The organism is Mesorhizobium escarrei (genome assembly GCF_935825525.1).
Lineage (GTDB): Bacteria > Pseudomonadota > Alphaproteobacteria > Rhizobiales > Rhizobiaceae > Mesorhizobium > Mesorhizobium escarrei.
Map to the genome: position 1 here is coordinate 38,133 of NZ_CAKXZT010000118.1, position 16,144 is coordinate 54,276.

The following is a 16,144-nucleotide window of genomic DNA, read 5'->3' on the forward strand; positions in this document are numbered from 1 at the left end:
CCCCATCAGGCCGCCATTTCCGAAGAGGCGTGTCAAGGTTGGCGCCTTACGCCAGCCTTCCCTGCAGCACCGTCAGCCTGGCTCTCTTCGGCGCCCGCGCGACCAGCCATTCGCGTGCCTGGTCCTGCGGCATCGGGAAGGCGATGGAGTAGCCCTGCACCTGGTCGCAGCCGATCGCCATCAGCGAATCGAGCTCAGCCTCGGTTTCGGCGCCCTCGGCGACGATCGAGATGCCAAGGCCGCGGGCGAGTTCGGTGATGGCACGCACGATCTTGGTGTTGTCGCCGTTCTCATCGATGTTCTGGACGAAGCGGCGATCGATCTTCAGCCTATCGATCTCGTTCGGGTTGACGTGGCTGAGCGACGCGTAGCCGGTGCCGAAATCATCGAGTTCAAGATGGACACCGGCGGCGCGGATGTGCCGCAGCTTTGCCGCGATGCCGGTTTTCTCATCGTCGAGGATGACGGATTCGACGATCTCGAGCGACAGTTTTTGTGGCGGCAGCCCAGCCTTTTCCAGCGCACCGAAGAGGAAGGCGTCGAAATCGGCCTCACGCAATTCGCTGCCGGAGACGTTGACGGCGAGCCGTCCGAAGGCAATGCCGGCGCGGTTCCACTCCGCCGCCTCGCCGATCGCCTTGGCGATGACGATGCGGCCGATCGCAGGCATGAGCCCGCTTTTCTCGGCGATGGGAATGAACTCGCCCGGTGCGATCATGCCGCGCTCGCCATGTTTCCAGCGAACCAGCGCCTCGATGCCGCCGATCGTACCGTTCGACAACGAAACCTGTGGCTGGAAATAGACCTGGAACGCCTTCGCCGCGATAGCGATCCTGATGTCATGCTCGAGCCGCTTGCGGTAGTCGAGTTCATGCCGCAACTCCTCGGAGAAGAATGAGAGACTGCCGCCACCCCGTTTCTTGGCGGCGTGGAGCGCGAGGTCGGCATGGACGAGCAGATCTTGCGCGTTGTCGGCATCAATCGGATAGACGGCGACGCCGGCGCTGGCGCCCGGAAGGATGGTCGTGCCCCGATAGACGATCGGTTCATTGATCTGCGTCAGGACGCGCCCGGCGACCGTGTTGATGTCCTCGGTGCCGCCGGCACCGTTGAGGATCATCACGAACTCGTCGCTGCCAAGACGCACGCAGAGATCCGACGCCCGGCAAGAATCACGCATGCGCTGCGCCGTCACCACCAGCACATAATCGCCGGCGGCGTGGCCGAGCGTGTCGTTGATCTGCTTGAACCGGTCGAGGTCGAGGTGGACCGCCGCAAGCCGCTCCCGCCGGCGCTGCGCGCCCTTGATCAGCGTATCGAAATGGTCGGTCAGGAAGGTTCGGTTGTGAAGGCCGGTAAGGCCGTCATGCACGGCGATGAAGGCCATGGAATTGCGGGTATCGATCAGTTCACGCGTCTTGCGCAGGATGGCGTTCGACATCGGCCTGAAGATGAAAAGTGCCACCAGCACGATGACGCCGATGGTAGAGTAGAACAGCGTTCTATGGAGATCGAGCAGTCTTCCCGATTGCGCATCGGCTTGGGCGCTGATGCGCTGGCCGAGTGCCGCATAGCCCGACAGGGTCGCATTGGCGACGGAAGCGTCGAGATTGACGCGTTCGCCGCCACCCTTGTAGCCGCCATTATCGGCCATACCGAGTTGCGATTCAAACGCCGAGACCAGTCGTTCGCCGTTGGCGATAAGCCCGACCGAGAAGTAATCGAGATGAAACGGCTTGGCGAAAAGGACGCTCTCGACTGATTTTGGATCGAGCCTTGCCGGTGACGCCGGGTCGGCGACCACTCGCTCGAGCAGAAGGTCGTAGTTCCTCTCGAAGTCGGCCGTGGCCTGTTTGAATGCGGTGACCAGAGCCGGTTGTTGGTTGCGCGTAGCTGCACCTGCCGCGTTGGCAAGGAAGACAATGCGTTGCGACAGCACCTTTTGCATGCCGACAATATCGAGCAGCGTCGCGTCGTGGCGCTGGCCAGCCATCATCTGCTGGAGAAGAATGAAAGAGGCCATCACCATGGCTGCAATGATCAGCAGCGCCAGCCAATAGCCTGCCTTGATCAGCAATATGAGCCTGCCCGAAAAGGTTTGCATCGGTTGCTGCGACATTTTCTGGGGCGGTCCCTCGCCGACAGATTGTTGGGTATGAGAACCATTGGCTTTAAAGGTTAACAGCTCCGGAAGACGACAGAGCAGCAGCGATGGAAAGCTCGCGAAATGGTTATCGCGTTCTTTCGCGCCGCAGCTGCATTTGAACATCCGCCATTTGGCGGCATTCTGGCCACTGACCGTCGAGTCACCGAAGCCGTCGCTTTTGCGGTGGATTTTTCGCCCACACGGGGCGACAGTCCATTCAATCTCAACAGGGCCAGATCATGAGCGCGGCATTCCTCTCCCATATAGACAGCGAGCTTCAAGGGCTGAAATCGGCCGGCCTCTATAAATCCGAGCGGGTGATCACCTCGACGCAGTCGGCCGAGATCGAGGTGAGCGGCGAAAAGGTGCTGAATTTCTGCGCCAACAATTATCTTGGCCTCGCCGATAGCGCCGACTTGCGCGATGCGGCCAAGCAGGCACTCGACCGCTATGGTTATGGCATGGCGTCGGTGCGTTTCATCTGCGGCACGCAGGAGGAGCACAAGCAGCTCGAGGCGACGATTTCTGGCTTTCTCGGCATGGAGGACACGATCCTCTACGGCTCCTGCTTCGACGCTAATGGCGGCCTGTTCGAGACGCTGCTCGGCGAGGAGGATGCGGTCATTTCCGACGCGCTGAACCACGCCTCGATCATCGACGGCGTGCGGCTGTCGAAGGCGAAGCGTTTCCGTTACGCCAACAACGACATGGCTGATCTGGAAGCGCGGCTGAAGGAGGCAATGGATTGCCGTTTTCGGCTGATCGCCACCGATGGTGTATTTTCCATGGACGGCATCATCGCCAATCTGAAGGGCGTCTGCGATCTCGCCGACAAGTACGATGCAATGGTGATGGTCGACGACAGCCATGCAGTCGGCTTCGTCGGCAGGAGCGGGCGCGGCTCGGCCGAGCATTGCGGCGTCGAGGGCAGGGTGGACATCATCACCGGCACGCTCGGCAAGGCATTGGGCGGCGCGTCGGGCGGCTACACTTCGGGCAAGAGCCAGATGGTCGACTGGCTGCGCCAGCGCTCGCGTCCCTATCTGTTTTCCAACACGCTGATGCCGGCGATCGCCGGCGCCTCGATCCGGGTTTTCGAACTGATTAAAAATGGCGATGCGCTGCGTCAGCGCCTCTACGCCAATGCGGCGCGCTTCCGGTCTGAAATGGGTAAGCTCGGCTTTACGCTGGCCGGCGCCGATCATCCGATCGTTCCGGTCATGCTCGGTGATGCGACGCTGGCGCAGGAGATGGCGGCGCGCATGCTGCAGCGCGGCATCTATGTCATCGGCTTCTCGTTTCCGGTGGTGCCGAAGGGCCAGGCGCGCATCCGCACGCAAATGTCGGCCGCCCATTCCAGCGCCGACATCGACCGTGCGGTCGAGGCGTTCGGCGCGGTCGGGCGCGAACTTGGTGTGATTTCCTGAACGGCCGGAACCGAAAAGCGATCCCGGATCAAGAAATTCAAGCGACTAAGATTCTGGCGACTAAGATTCTGGGGACAAAAGAATGTCGAACATGATGAAGGCGCTGGTCAAGGCCAAGGCCGAGCCGGGCATCTGGATGGAAGAAGTGCCGGTGCCGGAGATCGGCCCGAACGACGTTCTGATCAAGATCAAGAAGACCGCGATCTGCGGTACCGACGCCCACATCTACAATTGGGACCAGTGGGCGCAGAAGACCGTGCCGGTGCCGATGGTGACCGGCCACGAATTCGTCGGCACAGTCGCCGACTTCGGCGCGGCAGTCACCGAATACAAGATCGGTCAGCGTGTGTCAGGCGAAGGCCACATCGTCTGCGGCCATTGCCGCAATTGCCGGGCGGGCAGGGGGCATCTGTGCCGCAACACGCTCGGCGTCGGCGTCAACCGGCCGGGCGCCTTCGGTGAATATCTGGCGATCCCGCAGCACAACGTCGTGCCGATCCCCGACGACGTGCCCGACGAGATCGCCGCAATCTTCGATCCCCTAGGCAATGCGGTTCACACTGCACTGTCCTTTGATTTGGTCGGCGAGGACGTGCTGGTCACCGGCGCCGGGCCGATCGGCATCATGGGTGCGCTGGTGGCGCAGTGCGTCGGCGCGCGAAAGGTGGTCATCACCGACATAAACCCGGTGCGGCTGGCGCTGGCGAAAAAACTCGGCGTCCAGCATGTGGTCGATGCGTCGAAGGAAAAGCTGCGCGATATCATGCCGGCGCTCGGCATGACCGAAGGTTTTGACGTCGGCCTCGAAATGTCGGGTGCGGCACCCGCCTTCCGCGACATGATCGACGCCATGAACAATGGCGGCAAGATCGCCATTTTGGGCATTGCGCCGACCGGCTTCGAGATCGACTGGAACAAGGTCATCTTCAAGATGCTGCATCTCAAGGGCATTTATGGCCGCGAAATGTTCGAGACCTGGTACAAGATGATCGCCCTGGTGCAGGGCCCGCTCGATGTCAGCGGCCTGATCACCCACCGCATCGGCGTGGACGACTTCCAGACCGGGTTCGACGCGATGCGCAGCGGCAATTCGGGCAAGGTGGTGATGGACTGGTAGGCGTTGGCCGGGTGCCGAAACGTTGGAGGGACAGCACCCCCACTGGCCTGCCCTCTTTGCCAAAACTTGGCATCTCCCCCGCAAGGAGGGAGATTGGCAGCTTCGCCGCTGCGCCCATCTCTGCAACATTGATGATTGGCGAAAGCATTAGTGACATCTGATCTCCCCACTTGCGGGGGAGATGGCCGGCAGGCCAGAGGGGGGTGGGAAGGATCGCTGCGTAGCAGCTTCGTTCACCTGCCCAACGCTGCCTCCAGTGCCGCCAATCCTTCCGCGATCGCGACGCGCTCGCCAGCGCTGAGTTTTGACAGCAGTTCCCGCTCGAATGCCTTCGCCAGCGGCACCATCTCGCGATAGGCGGCAAGGCCCGCGTTGGTCAGCGTCAGATGCTCGACACGGCGGTCTTTTTCATCCGGTTTTCGCGTCAGCCAGCGACGCCGCTCGAGCTCGGCGACGGCGCGCGAAACCTTGGTCTTGTGCATGGCCGACTGTTCGCCGAGCGCTGTTGCCGTCATCGTGCCGTGCTGGCCGAGACCGGCCAGCGTGCGCCATTCGGGCCGCGTCAGGCCGTGTCGGCCCTTGTAAACCCTGGAAAATTCGCGGCTGACAGCATCGGCAAGCCGATAGAGCCGGTAGGGCAGGAAGCTTTCAAGTTCGAGGGTGTCAGCCTCCATGGTCTGCTCCATCACGATTGATAGTTACATTTTCGATAGTTACAAACGAAACCAATTTGGTCAATCCAGGGAGGATGCCATGGGTTTTTCCTACATGCCGGGGTTCGGCAACGACTTCGAAACCGAGACTTTGCCTGGTTCGCTGCCGCAAGGGCGGAATTCGCCGCAACGGCCGGCCTACGGCCTCTATGCCGAGCAGCTTTCGGGCTCGCCCTTCACAGCGCCACGCGGCACCAATGAGCGTTCCTGGCTCTATCGCATCAGGCCGAGCGTCAGGCACACCGGTCGCTTCAAGGCGGCGAATTATCCGCTGTGGAAAAGCGCGCCGAATGTCGGCGATCACGAACTGGCGCTTGGCCAGTACCGCTGGAACCCGGTGCCGATGCCGAAGGAACCGACCGACTTCATTGCTGGCATGCGCTCGATTACCACCGCCGGCGACGTGCTCGGCCAGACCGGCATGGCCGCCCATGTCTACGTTGCCAACCGCTCGATGGCCGACGGCCATTTCTTCAACGCCGACGGCGAGTTGCTCGTCGTGCCGCAAGTGGGGGCGCTGCGCTTCGTCACCGAGATGGGCGTCATCGAATTGCGACCGGGCGAGATCGCCGTGCTGCCGCGCGGCCTCGTGTTCAAGGTCGAACTGGTCGATGAAACAGTGCGCGGCTATGTCTGCGAGAATTACGGCGCCAAGCTGACGCTGCCGGATCGTGGCCCGATCGGCGCCAATTGCCTGGCCAATCCGCGCGATTTCAAGACGCCTTGCGCCTGGTTCGAGGACAAGGAGACGCCGTGCCGGCTGATCGTGAAATGGTGCGGCCAGTTTCATGTCACCGAACTCGATCATTCGCCGCTGGATGTAGTCGCGTGGCACGGCAATTATTCGCCCTATAAATATGATCTTGCGACGTTTTCGCCGGTTGGCGCGATCCTGTTCGACCATCCCGATCCGTCGATCTTCACGGTGCTGACCGCGCCGAGCGGCGAGGAGGGTACCGCCAACATCGACTTCGTCATCTTCCCGCCGCGCTGGCTGGTGGCCGAAAACACGTTCCGCCCGCCCTGGTACCACCGTAACATCATGAGCGAGTTCATGGGGCTGATCCACGGCCAGTACGACGCCAAGGAGGAGGGCTTCGTTCCCGGCGGCATCAGCCTACACAATCTGATGCTGGCCCACGGGCCTGACGCGTCTGGCTTTGAAAGGGCCTCGCGCGCCGAGCTGAAACCGGTCAAGCTCGACAACACCATGGCCTTCATGTTCGAGACCCGATTCCCGCAGATGCTGACCCGCTACGCCGCCGAGGTTGAGACGCGGCAGGAGAACTACATCGACTGCTGGGCCGATCTGAAGAAGCGCTTCAACGGCACGCCCGAGGGCGACTGGTCTTGAGCGCTGATTCAACGCGGGATCGGCTGGTGCTGCTGGGCTCGAAGGGCGGCCCGGCACTTCGGCCGGGCGGGCCGTGGCCAAGTTCGTCGCTGCTGGAGATCGGCGGCCGCACCATCGTCGTCGATTGCGGGCTTGGCGTCACGCGCGGCCTGGCTGACGCCGGCATCAGCCTGAAGGCGCTCGACCTGGTCTTCATTACGCATCTGCATTCCGACCATATGCTGGAACTCGGTCCGCTGATCCACACCGCCTGGACGGCGGGTCTGGCGACACCGGTCACCGTGTTCGGCCCGCCCGGCACCGGCCACTATTGGCAGCGCTTTTGCCAGGCGATGGAATTCGACATCGAGATCCGCATCGTCGACGAAGGCCGGCCTGATATCGCAGATATGGTTTCGATCATCGAGTTCGGCGAAGGCCGGTTGATGGAGGAGCGCGGCCTGAAGGTTTTGGCGCTGCGCGTCGACCATCCGCCGGTGACCGACTGCTTTGCGCTGCGCTTCGAGCATGCCGAACAGAGCATCGTATTCTCCGCCGATACGGCGTTCTTTCCGCCATTGGCCGATTTCGCCAACGGCGCCGACATCCTCGTGCATGAAGCCATGCTGGAAGATGGCATCGAGCGGCTCGTCGCGAAAACCGGCAATGGCGCGCGGCTGAGAGAGCATCTGCTCGCCAGCCACAGTCTTGCCGAAGAAGCAGGACGGATCGCCACCGATGCCGGGGTTAGGAGACTGGTGCTCAACCACCTCATTCCGGCCGATGATCCCGAGATCGGCGAGGCCGACTGGATTGCCGCCGTCAGGAAAACATGGGCCGGAGACTTGACGATCGCACGCGACGGCCTTGTTGTGGGGCTGGAGCATGATCCCGAACCGAAGGACCGCGCTAGCGAAAAGTGAGAACCGGTTTTCGGAAGAGATCACGCGTAGAACAAAATTCAAAGCGGCACCAAAGCCGCATCAGGAGAGGAAACCGCATGAAGCTTGCCACATTGAAGGACGGGACGCGCGACGGAAAGCTGGTCGTCGTCTCGCGCGACCTGACGCGGTTCACCGATGCCTCGTTTCTGGTGCCGACGCTGCAGGCGGCGCTCGACGACTGGAGCCGGATCGTGTCGCATCTGGCGACAATAGCGGAATCGCTGGAGAACAATGCGGTGCCGTCAGCGCGCTTTCACGAGCATGACGCCCATTCGCCGTTGCCGCGCGCATATCAATGGGCCGACGGCTCGGCCTATGTGAACCATGTCGAGCTGGTGCGGAAGGCGCGCGGCGCCGAGATGCCGGCAAGCTTCTGGACCGATCCGCTGATTTATCAGGGTGGCTCTGACGCCTTCATCGCGCCGCGCGACCCGATCCGGGTAGTCGACGAGGCTCTTGGCCTCGACATGGAAGCGGAGGTCGCCGTCGTCGTCGACGATGTGCCGATAGGCGCAAGTCTCGATGCGGCAAGGGCCGCGATCCGGCTGGTCATGCTGGTCAATGACGTCACGCTGCGCTCCCTGACCGCGCCAGAGCTTGGCAAAGGTTTTGGCTTCTTCCAATCAAAGCCGTCCTCGGCTTTTTCCCCCGTCGCGGTGACGCCGGACGAACTGGGCGACGCCTGGGATGGCGGCAAGGTCAGCCTGCCGCTGCTGGTCGATGTCAACGGCAAGCCGTTCGGCCGCGCCAACGCCGGCGTGGACATGACCTTCGATTTTCCGGCGCTGATTGTCCATGCCGCGAAAACCCGGCCGCTGGCCGCCGGCACCATCATCGGTTCGGGCACGGTCTCCAACAAGCTCGACGGCGGCCCTGGCAAGCCGGTCTCGGCAGGCGGCGCCGGTTATTCCTGCATTGCCGAGTTGCGCATGATCGAGACGATCGCAGCCGGCGAGCCGACAACCCCGTTCCTGCGCCTTGGCGACATTGTGCGCATCGAGATGAAGGACAGGACCGGACATTCGATTTTTGGTGCGATCGAGCAGAAGGTCGAGAAATACGGAGAATGACAGGCGAGACGGTCTATCTTCTTTGCGGTGTCTGGGCCCTTGTCGTGCTGGGGATCTTCATCCAGGCGATCCGGCTGAGCTATCGCATCGAGGGGCGTTCACCCGGCCTTACCAACCGCAGCGGCTTTCCGCGCAACGCGATGATGTTCCACACCGTCACCAACATGAACGTCGCACGGGATCAGGAAACGCAAGCCATGCGGCGGCGCATGAATCGGCTGCTGCTGATCGTTCTCGCCGGATTTGCGCTTCTGTGGGCGGGGGTGTCGTTGGCCCAGTCAGCGGAGTGATCTAGCTTAATCGTTCCAAACGCGGGTGGACCCAAGATGCCCTACACCGCTACTTATCTTTGGTTCGTGGGAATTTGAGCATCGCTAATGCCTGGCTTTTGATTTCGGCGATCCGGCTCTGCCGTCAGGTCGAGGATCGATCTGAAAGACTGCGTAACTTCAGTAGCGTGGCGCGTCTGCCGAAGCTTGTTACCGTCGCTACAAATCGGGACGTTGCGAGCGATGTTGAAACGCAGGCGCTGCGCCATGGTATGATCGCTCGTCTGCTAGCCATAGGTGCTATCGGTATCGCCGTGAATTTGGTTGCCTGGACTGGTGTGTGACGTGGACCTGCTCGACCATCTGCGCCGCATGGCGCGCAACAATCTCTGGTCGAACGACCGGCTCTATCGCGCTGTGCTGCAGCTTGAGCCCGATGATTTCGAGGCCGAGCGAACCAGCTTCTTTCCGTCGATCAAGGCGACGCTCAACCACATCCTGGCGGTCGATCATCTTTATCTCGATTTTCTCGAAGAGGGCGGCGTCGGCGCCGCGGCCCATGACGATTTCGTGCCCTTCGATGAACCACAAGCGCTGTTTGCCGCCCAGGTCGGGGCCGACCGGCGGCTGATCGCCTTTTGCGACCACCTGTCGGCCGACGATCTCGATCGCCGCGTCATCACCGACCGGCGCGAGGACGGAAAAATACCGGAGCGCATCGGCGATCTGCTCGCCCACCTCTTCGTCCACGATATCCATCATCGCGGCCAAGTGCACGCGATGCTGTCCGGCACGTCAATGAAACCGCCGCAGCTCGACGAGTTCTTCCTCGCCTATGATCTGAAGCTGAGGCAAGCGGAGGTGGAGAGGTTGGAACTAGGCAATCAGGCCAAGACGACATCGTAACGGGCGAAATGCGGGTCAGCCGTCAGAATGGTTAGGTTCTCCACTTGCGCCTGTGCGATGAGAAGTCTGTCGAATGGATCACCGTGGTGATGAGGCAGGCCGGCAACCTTTTGCGCATGAAGAAACGTGATGGTGAGGGGAAGAAAGCGCATCTTCGGAAGCAGCGTTGCCAGATCATCGGGAGCTTCGAGCTTTCCGATGGCGCGCTTGATGGCGATCTCCCAAATGCTGGCGGCGCTGGCAAAGACGACCGCATCTGACGCTAGAATGGCACGATGCGGATCGCGAAGACGAGGATTGTCCGCAATCGACCAAAGGATAATTTGCGTGTCGGCGAGAAACGGGCCGATAGTCATTTAGTGTACTCGTCCCACTCGGGACCGAGTTCGTCAAAATCGTCTGCGATTCGGATTCTACCCTTCAAGGCGCCGATGCGAGGTAGGAGGTCGGGCGATGCTGGCGGTACGAGGCGAGCAGCGACTTTGCCGTGCCGGGTGAGCACGATCTCTTCGCCGGCTTCCGCCCGGCTGACAAGTTCCGACAATTTCGCTTTGGCTTCGGCGATCGAGATATTCATGGGCTGATCCTTTATGACCAGAATTTAGGTCATAATTGATCGAACCGCAAGGAATTTGGAGGCGTCTGCGCCTCACTCCGCCGCCTGCACCTTCAGCACGCCGCGCTTGATCTGGTCCTGCTCGATCGATTCGAACAGCGCGCGGAAATTGCCCTCGCCAAAACCCTCGTCACCCTTCCTCTGGATGAATTCGAAGAAGATTGGCCCGATTACGGTTTTCGAGAAGATCTGCAGCAGGATCTTGGTCGTGCCGCCGTCAACCACGCCTTCGCCGTCGATCAGGATGCCGTGCTTTTTCATCCGCTCGATCGGCTCGTCATGGCCGTGAACGCGGGCATGAGACATTTCATAATAGGTTTCCGGCGGGCCGGGCATGAACTTCAGCCCGTTGGCTGCCAGCCTGTCGGTGGCGCCGTAGATCTCGTCCGTGCCGACGGCGATATGCTGGATGCCTTCGCCATCATACTTCTTCAGATATTCGGCGATCTGGCTGGTCTCGTCCTTGGACTCGTTGAGCGGGATGCGGATCTTGCCGCAGGGCGAGGTGATGGCGCGGCTGACCAGGCCGGTGATCTTGCCGTCGATGTCGAAGAAGTGGATCTGCTTGAAGCCGAACAGGTCGCGATAGAAATCCCACCATTTGTCCATGTTGCCGCGGTAGACATTGTGGGTGAGGTGGTCGAGATAATAGAAGCCGACGCCTTCCGGCTTCGGGTCGCGCTCGCCCAGCCAGTCAAACTCGGCATCGTAGGCCGAGCCCTTGTCGCCGTAGACCTCGATGAAGTAAAGCTGCGAGCCGCCGATGCCGACGATAGCCGGCACATCGAGCGCCTTGTCGACGCCTTCATAGGGTGTGGCGCCCTTGGCGACAGCATGGTCGAAGGCATGCCTGGCGTGCACGACCCGCCAGGCCATCGAGGCAGCGCAGGGGCCGTGCTTGTCGACGAATTTCATCGCATGCGAGCCGGGTTCGGCATTGACGACATAGTTGATGTCGCCCTGCCGCCAGACGGTGATGTTCTTGGTGCGGTGCTTGGCTACCGGTACATAGCCCATGCGGGTAAACAGCTCGGCGAGCTTTTCCGGTTCGGGATGCGCGAACTCGACGAATTCGAAGCCGTCGGTGCCGGCGGGATTGGCCTTGCTGATCGTTGCGGGCGGTGCATCGTGCGGGAAGGGACCCATTGTGTTGTCCTCCAAAAGCTGCTTGGCCGGAAAAGGCCCATTTCGGCGTAACCATAGCGCGAAGCCAGCGCATGGTGCTTGCATTCAAACGCTTTAAATGATCGAGTGATGCGCGAACTGTGCACGTATGGAGAAGAATCCATGGATGATGCGCGCGTCGACCAGTTTGATCGCAAGATAATGGCTCTCTTGCAGGGCGACGCACGGCTGACCAACAACGATTTGTCGGAACGGGTGAACCTGTCGGCGTCGCAATGTTCGCGCCGCCGCCAGAGGCTGGAGGAGGACGGCTATATCAGGGGATATCGCGCGGTGCTCGACCGCGACAAGCTCGGCTTCTCACTGGTCAACGTGATCTCGGTTACGCTCGCCACCCACAACCGTGACAATGCGCAGCGCTTCGGCGAATTGGTGGCGCGGCTGCCGGAGGTGCAAGAGGCGCACGCGCTGACCGGCGAGATGGATTACATCCTGAAAGTGGTGACGCCCGACCTGAAATCGCTGTCGGAATTCGTCAACGGCGTGCTCCTGCCGCACGAATCCGTGCAGCATGTGAAGACGGCGATCGTGCTGGAAACGCTGAAGGAAACTGGCGCGCTGCCGATTTAATGCATGTCGCGCAAAAGTGTGCAGCGGTTTTGCGATCACGACATGCATAAAACAACAACCTAAAGCGCGTCGCATGAGGCCGGTCAAACGCGACGCGCTTTAGCCCTTCGACTGCTGGATCAGCCCAAAAAGGTTGGTGCAACGTGCGCCGGAACGGCAATAGGCGAAGATCGGGCCTTCGAGTTCATCGAGCGCCTCAGCCTGGTCGTCAACATTTTGGGCCGTGATCTGGCCGCTGATGACCGGGATGTAGCGAAAGGTAAGCCCGGCAGCTTCGACTGCCGCTTTGACCCTGTCCGCCGAAGGCTGGCCGGGCTGCTCGTCATCAGGCCGGTTGCAGATTACGCTCTTGAAGCCGGCGGCCTTGATGGCGGCGACTTCTTCGGGCTGGATCTGGCCGGAGACCGAATAGTCCTCGGTGATCTGACGATATTCCATGTTTCCTCGCAAAACTGGTTTGGCCGCAGTCTTGCCACTCCCCGACGAGATCGGCAATCCGCGCAGAATGAAATCCCATGCGCAGATAGTTATTTTCGACGGAGAATCCAACCGAGCCGACGCGACCCGGCTGGATAGGAAGGCATCAGCTTCCGAGGATTGCGCCTTTGATCTGGGCGATGTTGTTGCGCATCAGGTCGATGTAGGTCGAGGCCGGGCCGTCGGCTTGCGACAGCGCATCTGAATAAAGCGTGCCGCCAACCTTGATGCCGGTCTCGCTGGCGATCTGCTCGATCAGCCGCGCGTTGGTGATGTTCTCGATGAAGACCGCCGCCGCCTTGTCCTGCTTCACCTGGCTGACCAGCTTGGCGACGTCGGCAGCGGACGGCTCCGACTCGGTCGACACCCCTTCGGGGGCCAGGAAGGTGAGGCCATAGGCCTTCTCGAAATAGCCGAAGGCGTCATGCGAGGTGATGACGACGCGCTTCTCTTGCGGGATCGACTGGATCGCCGTCTGCACTTCGCCCTCAAGCGCGTCGAGTTTCTTGGTATAGGCGGCGGCATTGGCCTTGTAGCTGTCGCAACCCCCAGCGTCGACGGTGCAGAAGGCGTCGGCGATGTTCTTGACATAGATCCTGGCATTGGCGATCGACTGGAAGGCATGCGGATCGGTCTCGCCATCAGTATGGGCGCCTTCAGCGGCATCGGCATCGGCGAATTCCGGTTTGAAGTTGATCGGCGTGACCCCCTTGGTCAGAACGGCGATCGTCGCCTTGGTGGCGCTGGCGTCGACCAGGCGCTGCAGAAAGCCTTCGAAATGCAGGCCGTTGACCAGCACCACATCCGCACCCGCCATCGCCACCGCGTCGGCCGGGCTCGGCTCGTAGACATGGGCGTCGCCATCCGGCCCGACAATGGTGGTCAGATTGATCCGGTCGCCGCCGACATTCTTGGCGAAATCGGCAATGATCGTGAAGCTGGCGACCACTTTCAACGGCTCCGCGATGGCCGACGACGCGCCAAAGGCGGTTAATGTTATAACGCCCACTGTCAAGGCGGCGCGGATCGATTTCAGCATGGACAGCACTCCTTTGGGATCAGGCGGTTCTGTGGCGGTGATGGATAATACGGGCGCGCAGGATGCCGCGCGTGCCGAACAGGATTGAGGCAAAATAGACGACGCCGGCCGACAGGATGATGGCCGGTCCGGAAGGCAGCGATACGTGGTAGGACAGAAGCAGCCCGGCGACGCAAGAGGCGAAGCCGATCAGCACCGCCAGCACGCACATCGGCTCGACGCGCATGGTCCAGAAGCGGGCGGCAGCCGCAGGCAGCATCATCAGCCCGACGGATAGCAGCGTGCCGAGCGCCTGGAAGCCGCCGACCAGGTTGAGCACGACGAGGCCGAGGAAGATGAAATGCACCGGGCTGCCCAGCCGGCTGACCGAACGCAGGAACAGCGGGTCGAGACATTCGGCGACGAGCGCCCGCCAGAAGATGGCGAGGCTGACCAGCGTGACCAGCACGATGCCGCCGATCAGCGTCAGCGCTTCATTGTTGAGCGCCAGCACGGTGCCGAACAGCACATGCATGAGATCGACGCTGGAGCCGCGGATCGACACCATCAGCACACCGATCGCCAGCGAAATCAGGTAGAAGGCCGCCATCGAAGCGTCCTCGCGCTGGATGGTGAAGCGCGAGACTGCGCCGGCGCCGAGCGCGACGATGATGCCGGCAATCAGCCCGCCGATGGTCATCGGCAGGATCTCCAGCCCATAGAACAGGAACCCGGCGGCAGCACCCGGCAGGATGGCGTGGGCCATGGCGTCGCCGGAAAGGCTCATGCGCCGCAGCATCAGGAACACGCCGACCGGGCAGGCGCCGAGCGACAGCATAAGCGAGCCGGCAAGCGCCCGCTGCATGAAGGCGAATTCGGCGAACGGAGCGATGAGCAGACCGTAGAGCGTGTCCATCATGCTGCCCGCGGCCCGGAGCCGTGATGATGGTCGTGCGCATGGTCGTGCCCATTGTCGTGCCCATGGTCGTGACCCTGATCACCGTGCCTGTCGGGCTCGCACCAGGGCGCGTTCTCCTCCCAGGCTTCGTGGAAGCGGCGTGCGCGCAACAGGTTCTCCGGCCGCAGCGTTTCCTGGGTTTCGCCCCATGCGATTGGCTGGCGCGCCAGCAGCAGCGTCTCGGGGAAGTTCTGGCGCACCAGTTCCAGATCGTGGACGACAACCAAGATCGTGCGTTCCTCGCCATGCCAGCGCTTGATCAGTGCGACCAGGTCGCCGACCGTCTTGGTATCGACGGCGTTGAACGGCTCGTCGAGCAGAATGAGATCGGCGTCCTGCAGCAGCACGCGGGCGAACAGCGTGCGCTGCAGCTGGCCGCCCGACAGGGTGTCGATCGGGCGCTTCTCGAAGCCGCCGAGGCCGACGGCCATCAGCGCCTGGCTGACCGAATCGCGATCTTCCCTGGTGTAGCGGCCGAGCAGCCCGCGCCGTGGCCATAGGCCGAGCGAAACCAGATCAACGACCCGGGCGGGAAACGAGCGGTCGAGTTCCGACTGTTGCGGCAGATAGGCAGCGCGCACGCCGGGCGCCCGGACAACCGTGCCGGCCATCGGCTTCAACACGCCGATGATACCCTTCATCAGGGTCGACTTGCCCGAGCCATTGGCGCCGACGACGGCAGTTAGCGACCCTCGGCGGATCGTGCCATCGAGATGGTGAATCGCCGGATGGCTGTTGTAGCCCAGCGTCAGGTCGCGGAAGGTCAGGCAGGTTTTGGTCATGTGACGATCCGTGGGACACGATCAATACGGCAGCGGCGGTGGATATGTGATGTTATTACATTAGTCAACAAGTCAATCCGGCGGAATTGCGGCGACCGGAGCAATTTGGCGTGTGCCTATTTTCGCCCCACGCCTGCTGGCTCAAGAGGATTCGCTCATGCAACCTTGCCCCCAGCGAACCGCGACTCTAAAGAGGCGCGACCCACAAACGAAGGAAACGTCCAATGAGCATTCGTCGCATCGATGTTGGCCCACGCATGAGCCAGATCGTCATCCACGGCAACACCGTCTATCTGGCCGGTCAGGTTGGCGAACCGGGCGGAAACGTCGGCGCCCAGACCAGGGACATCCTGGCGGCCATCGACGAATTGCTGGCCAAGGCCGGCACCGACAAGACCAAGATCCTGCAGGCGATCATCTGGCTGGCCGACATGAGCACCTTTGCCGAGATGAACGCGGAATGGGACAAGTGGGCGCCGCAGGGCCATACCCCGGCCCGCGCCACCGGCGAGGCCAAGCTTGCCGGACCGGAATATCTGGTCGAGATCATCGTTACCGCCGCGGTTTGAGGCGCTTTACCCTCCCCCTTGAGGGCAGGGGAATCGCGTTTGAG

General features: G+C 61.7%; 20 protein-coding genes. 11 read left to right on the forward strand and 9 right to left on the reverse strand.

From position 1 onward, the window contains the following. Positions 1-46: 46 nt before the first annotated feature. A complete protein-coding gene (locus tag NMG80_RS11270; RefSeq protein ID WP_367185946.1) occupies positions 47-2,119 on the reverse strand; it encodes a putative bifunctional diguanylate cyclase/phosphodiesterase in 2,073 nt (690 codons plus the stop codon). Between the two features lie 108 nt (positions 2,120-2,227). Between NMG80_RS11270 and NMG80_RS11275 the strand changes: the two genes are divergently transcribed. The 3 genes from NMG80_RS11275 to tdh all read left to right on the forward strand — a co-directional run bounded on the left by NMG80_RS11275 (position 2,228) and on the right by tdh (position 4,690). Next, positions 2,228-2,389: a hypothetical protein gene (locus NMG80_RS11275; RefSeq protein WP_254018156.1), complete on the forward strand. Its 162-nt coding sequence runs from the start codon at positions 2,228-2,230 to the stop codon at positions 2,387-2,389. Continuing rightward, on the forward strand, positions 2,386-3,573 hold the full coding sequence (locus tag NMG80_RS11280) for a glycine C-acetyltransferase (RefSeq protein ID WP_254018157.1): 1,188 nt from the start codon (positions 2,386-2,388) through the stop codon (positions 3,571-3,573). The genes NMG80_RS11275 and NMG80_RS11280 overlap by 4 nt, the downstream gene beginning before the upstream one ends. An 82-nt stretch (positions 3,574-3,655) precedes the next feature. Next, positions 3,656-4,690, forward strand: coding sequence for an L-threonine 3-dehydrogenase (gene tdh, locus NMG80_RS11285; protein ID WP_254018158.1), 1,035 nt, complete (start codon positions 3,656-3,658; stop codon positions 4,688-4,690). A gap of 233 nt (positions 4,691-4,923) precedes the next feature. On the opposite strand, the gene NMG80_RS11290 is transcribed toward tdh, so the two are convergent. Beyond that, entirely contained in the window at positions 4,924-5,364 is a 441-nt protein-coding gene (locus NMG80_RS11290; RefSeq protein ID WP_254018159.1) for a MarR family winged helix-turn-helix transcriptional regulator, read from the reverse strand. A gap of 79 nt (positions 5,365-5,443) precedes the next feature. Between NMG80_RS11290 and hmgA the strand changes: the two genes are divergently transcribed. The 6 genes from hmgA to NMG80_RS11320 all read left to right on the forward strand — a co-directional run bounded on the left by hmgA (position 5,444) and on the right by NMG80_RS11320 (position 9,925). Further along, positions 5,444-6,757: a homogentisate 1,2-dioxygenase gene (gene hmgA, locus NMG80_RS11295; RefSeq protein WP_254018160.1), complete on the forward strand. Its 1,314-nt coding sequence runs from the start codon at positions 5,444-5,446 to the stop codon at positions 6,755-6,757. Further along, positions 6,754-7,659 (forward strand): MBL fold metallo-hydrolase, encoded by a 906-nt coding sequence (locus NMG80_RS11300; RefSeq protein ID WP_254018161.1) that lies wholly within the window; start codon positions 6,754-6,756, stop codon positions 7,657-7,659. The genes hmgA and NMG80_RS11300 overlap by 4 nt, the downstream gene beginning before the upstream one ends. A 77-nt stretch (positions 7,660-7,736) precedes the next feature. After that, positions 7,737-8,750, forward strand: a complete 1,014-nt coding sequence (locus tag NMG80_RS11305; protein ID WP_254018162.1) for a fumarylacetoacetate hydrolase family protein — start codon at positions 7,737-7,739, stop codon at positions 8,748-8,750. After that, positions 8,747-9,040 carry a hypothetical protein gene (locus NMG80_RS11310; protein ID WP_254018163.1) on the forward strand — a complete coding sequence of 98 codons (294 nt, stop codon included), beginning with the start codon at positions 8,747-8,749 and terminating at the stop codon, positions 9,038-9,040. The genes NMG80_RS11305 and NMG80_RS11310 overlap by 4 nt, the downstream gene beginning before the upstream one ends. Before the next feature lie 74 nt (positions 9,041-9,114). Then, positions 9,115-9,363 (forward strand): hypothetical protein, encoded by a 249-nt coding sequence (locus NMG80_RS11315; protein ID WP_254018164.1) that lies wholly within the window; start codon positions 9,115-9,117, stop codon positions 9,361-9,363. 1 nt (position 9,364) lies between these two features. After that, a complete protein-coding gene (locus NMG80_RS11320; RefSeq protein ID WP_254018165.1) occupies positions 9,365-9,925 on the forward strand; it encodes a DinB family protein in 561 nt (186 codons plus the stop codon). Here the strand turns inward: NMG80_RS11320 and NMG80_RS11325 are convergent. From NMG80_RS11325 to hppD, 3 genes are all read right to left on the reverse strand, one after another. Next, the gene (locus NMG80_RS11325; protein WP_254018166.1) at positions 9,904-10,281 is read right to left on the reverse strand and encodes a type II toxin-antitoxin system VapC family toxin; all 378 of its coding nucleotides are present in this window, start codon (positions 10,279-10,281) and stop codon (positions 9,904-9,906) included. The genes NMG80_RS11320 and NMG80_RS11325 overlap by 22 nt on opposite strands. Beyond that, on the reverse strand, positions 10,278-10,502 hold the full coding sequence (locus NMG80_RS11330) for a type II toxin-antitoxin system Phd/YefM family antitoxin (protein WP_254018167.1): 225 nt from the start codon (positions 10,500-10,502) through the stop codon (positions 10,278-10,280). Before NMG80_RS11330 ends, NMG80_RS11325 begins: the two co-directional genes overlap by 4 nt. 72 nt (positions 10,503-10,574) lie before the next feature. Further along, positions 10,575-11,687, reverse strand: coding sequence for a 4-hydroxyphenylpyruvate dioxygenase (hppD, locus tag NMG80_RS11335; protein WP_254018168.1), 1,113 nt, complete (start codon positions 11,685-11,687; stop codon positions 10,575-10,577). Positions 11,688-11,828: 141 nt separating this feature from the next. Between hppD and NMG80_RS11340 the strand changes: the two genes are divergently transcribed. Beyond that, positions 11,829-12,296: an Lrp/AsnC family transcriptional regulator gene (locus tag NMG80_RS11340; protein WP_077372472.1), complete on the forward strand. Its 468-nt coding sequence runs from the start codon at positions 11,829-11,831 to the stop codon at positions 12,294-12,296. A gap of 99 nt (positions 12,297-12,395) precedes the next feature. Here the strand turns inward: NMG80_RS11340 and NMG80_RS11345 are convergent, their stop codons facing one another. The 4 genes from NMG80_RS11345 to aztA form a co-directional block, all read right to left on the reverse strand. Then, entirely contained in the window at positions 12,396-12,734 is a 339-nt protein-coding gene (locus NMG80_RS11345) for a protein tyrosine phosphatase family protein (RefSeq protein ID WP_254018169.1), read from the reverse strand. A 145-nt stretch (positions 12,735-12,879) separates the two neighbouring features. Further along, a complete protein-coding gene (aztC, locus tag NMG80_RS11350; RefSeq protein ID WP_254018170.1) occupies positions 12,880-13,812 on the reverse strand; it encodes a zinc ABC transporter substrate-binding protein AztC in 933 nt (310 codons plus the stop codon). Positions 13,813-13,831: 19 nt separating this feature from the next. Further along, entirely contained in the window at positions 13,832-14,707 is an 876-nt protein-coding gene (gene aztB, locus NMG80_RS11355) for a zinc ABC transporter permease AztB (RefSeq protein ID WP_027153901.1), read from the reverse strand. Continuing rightward, positions 14,707-15,531 (reverse strand): zinc ABC transporter ATP-binding protein AztA, encoded by an 825-nt coding sequence (gene aztA / locus NMG80_RS11360; RefSeq protein WP_254018171.1) that lies wholly within the window; start codon positions 15,529-15,531, stop codon positions 14,707-14,709. Before aztA ends, aztB begins: the two co-directional genes overlap by 1 nt. Before the next feature lie 224 nt (positions 15,532-15,755). On the opposite strand from aztA, the gene NMG80_RS11365 reads away from it, so the two are divergent. Continuing rightward, positions 15,756-16,100: a RidA family protein gene (locus NMG80_RS11365; protein ID WP_254018172.1), complete on the forward strand. Its 345-nt coding sequence runs from the start codon at positions 15,756-15,758 to the stop codon at positions 16,098-16,100. Positions 16,101-16,144: the final 44 nt, after the last annotated feature.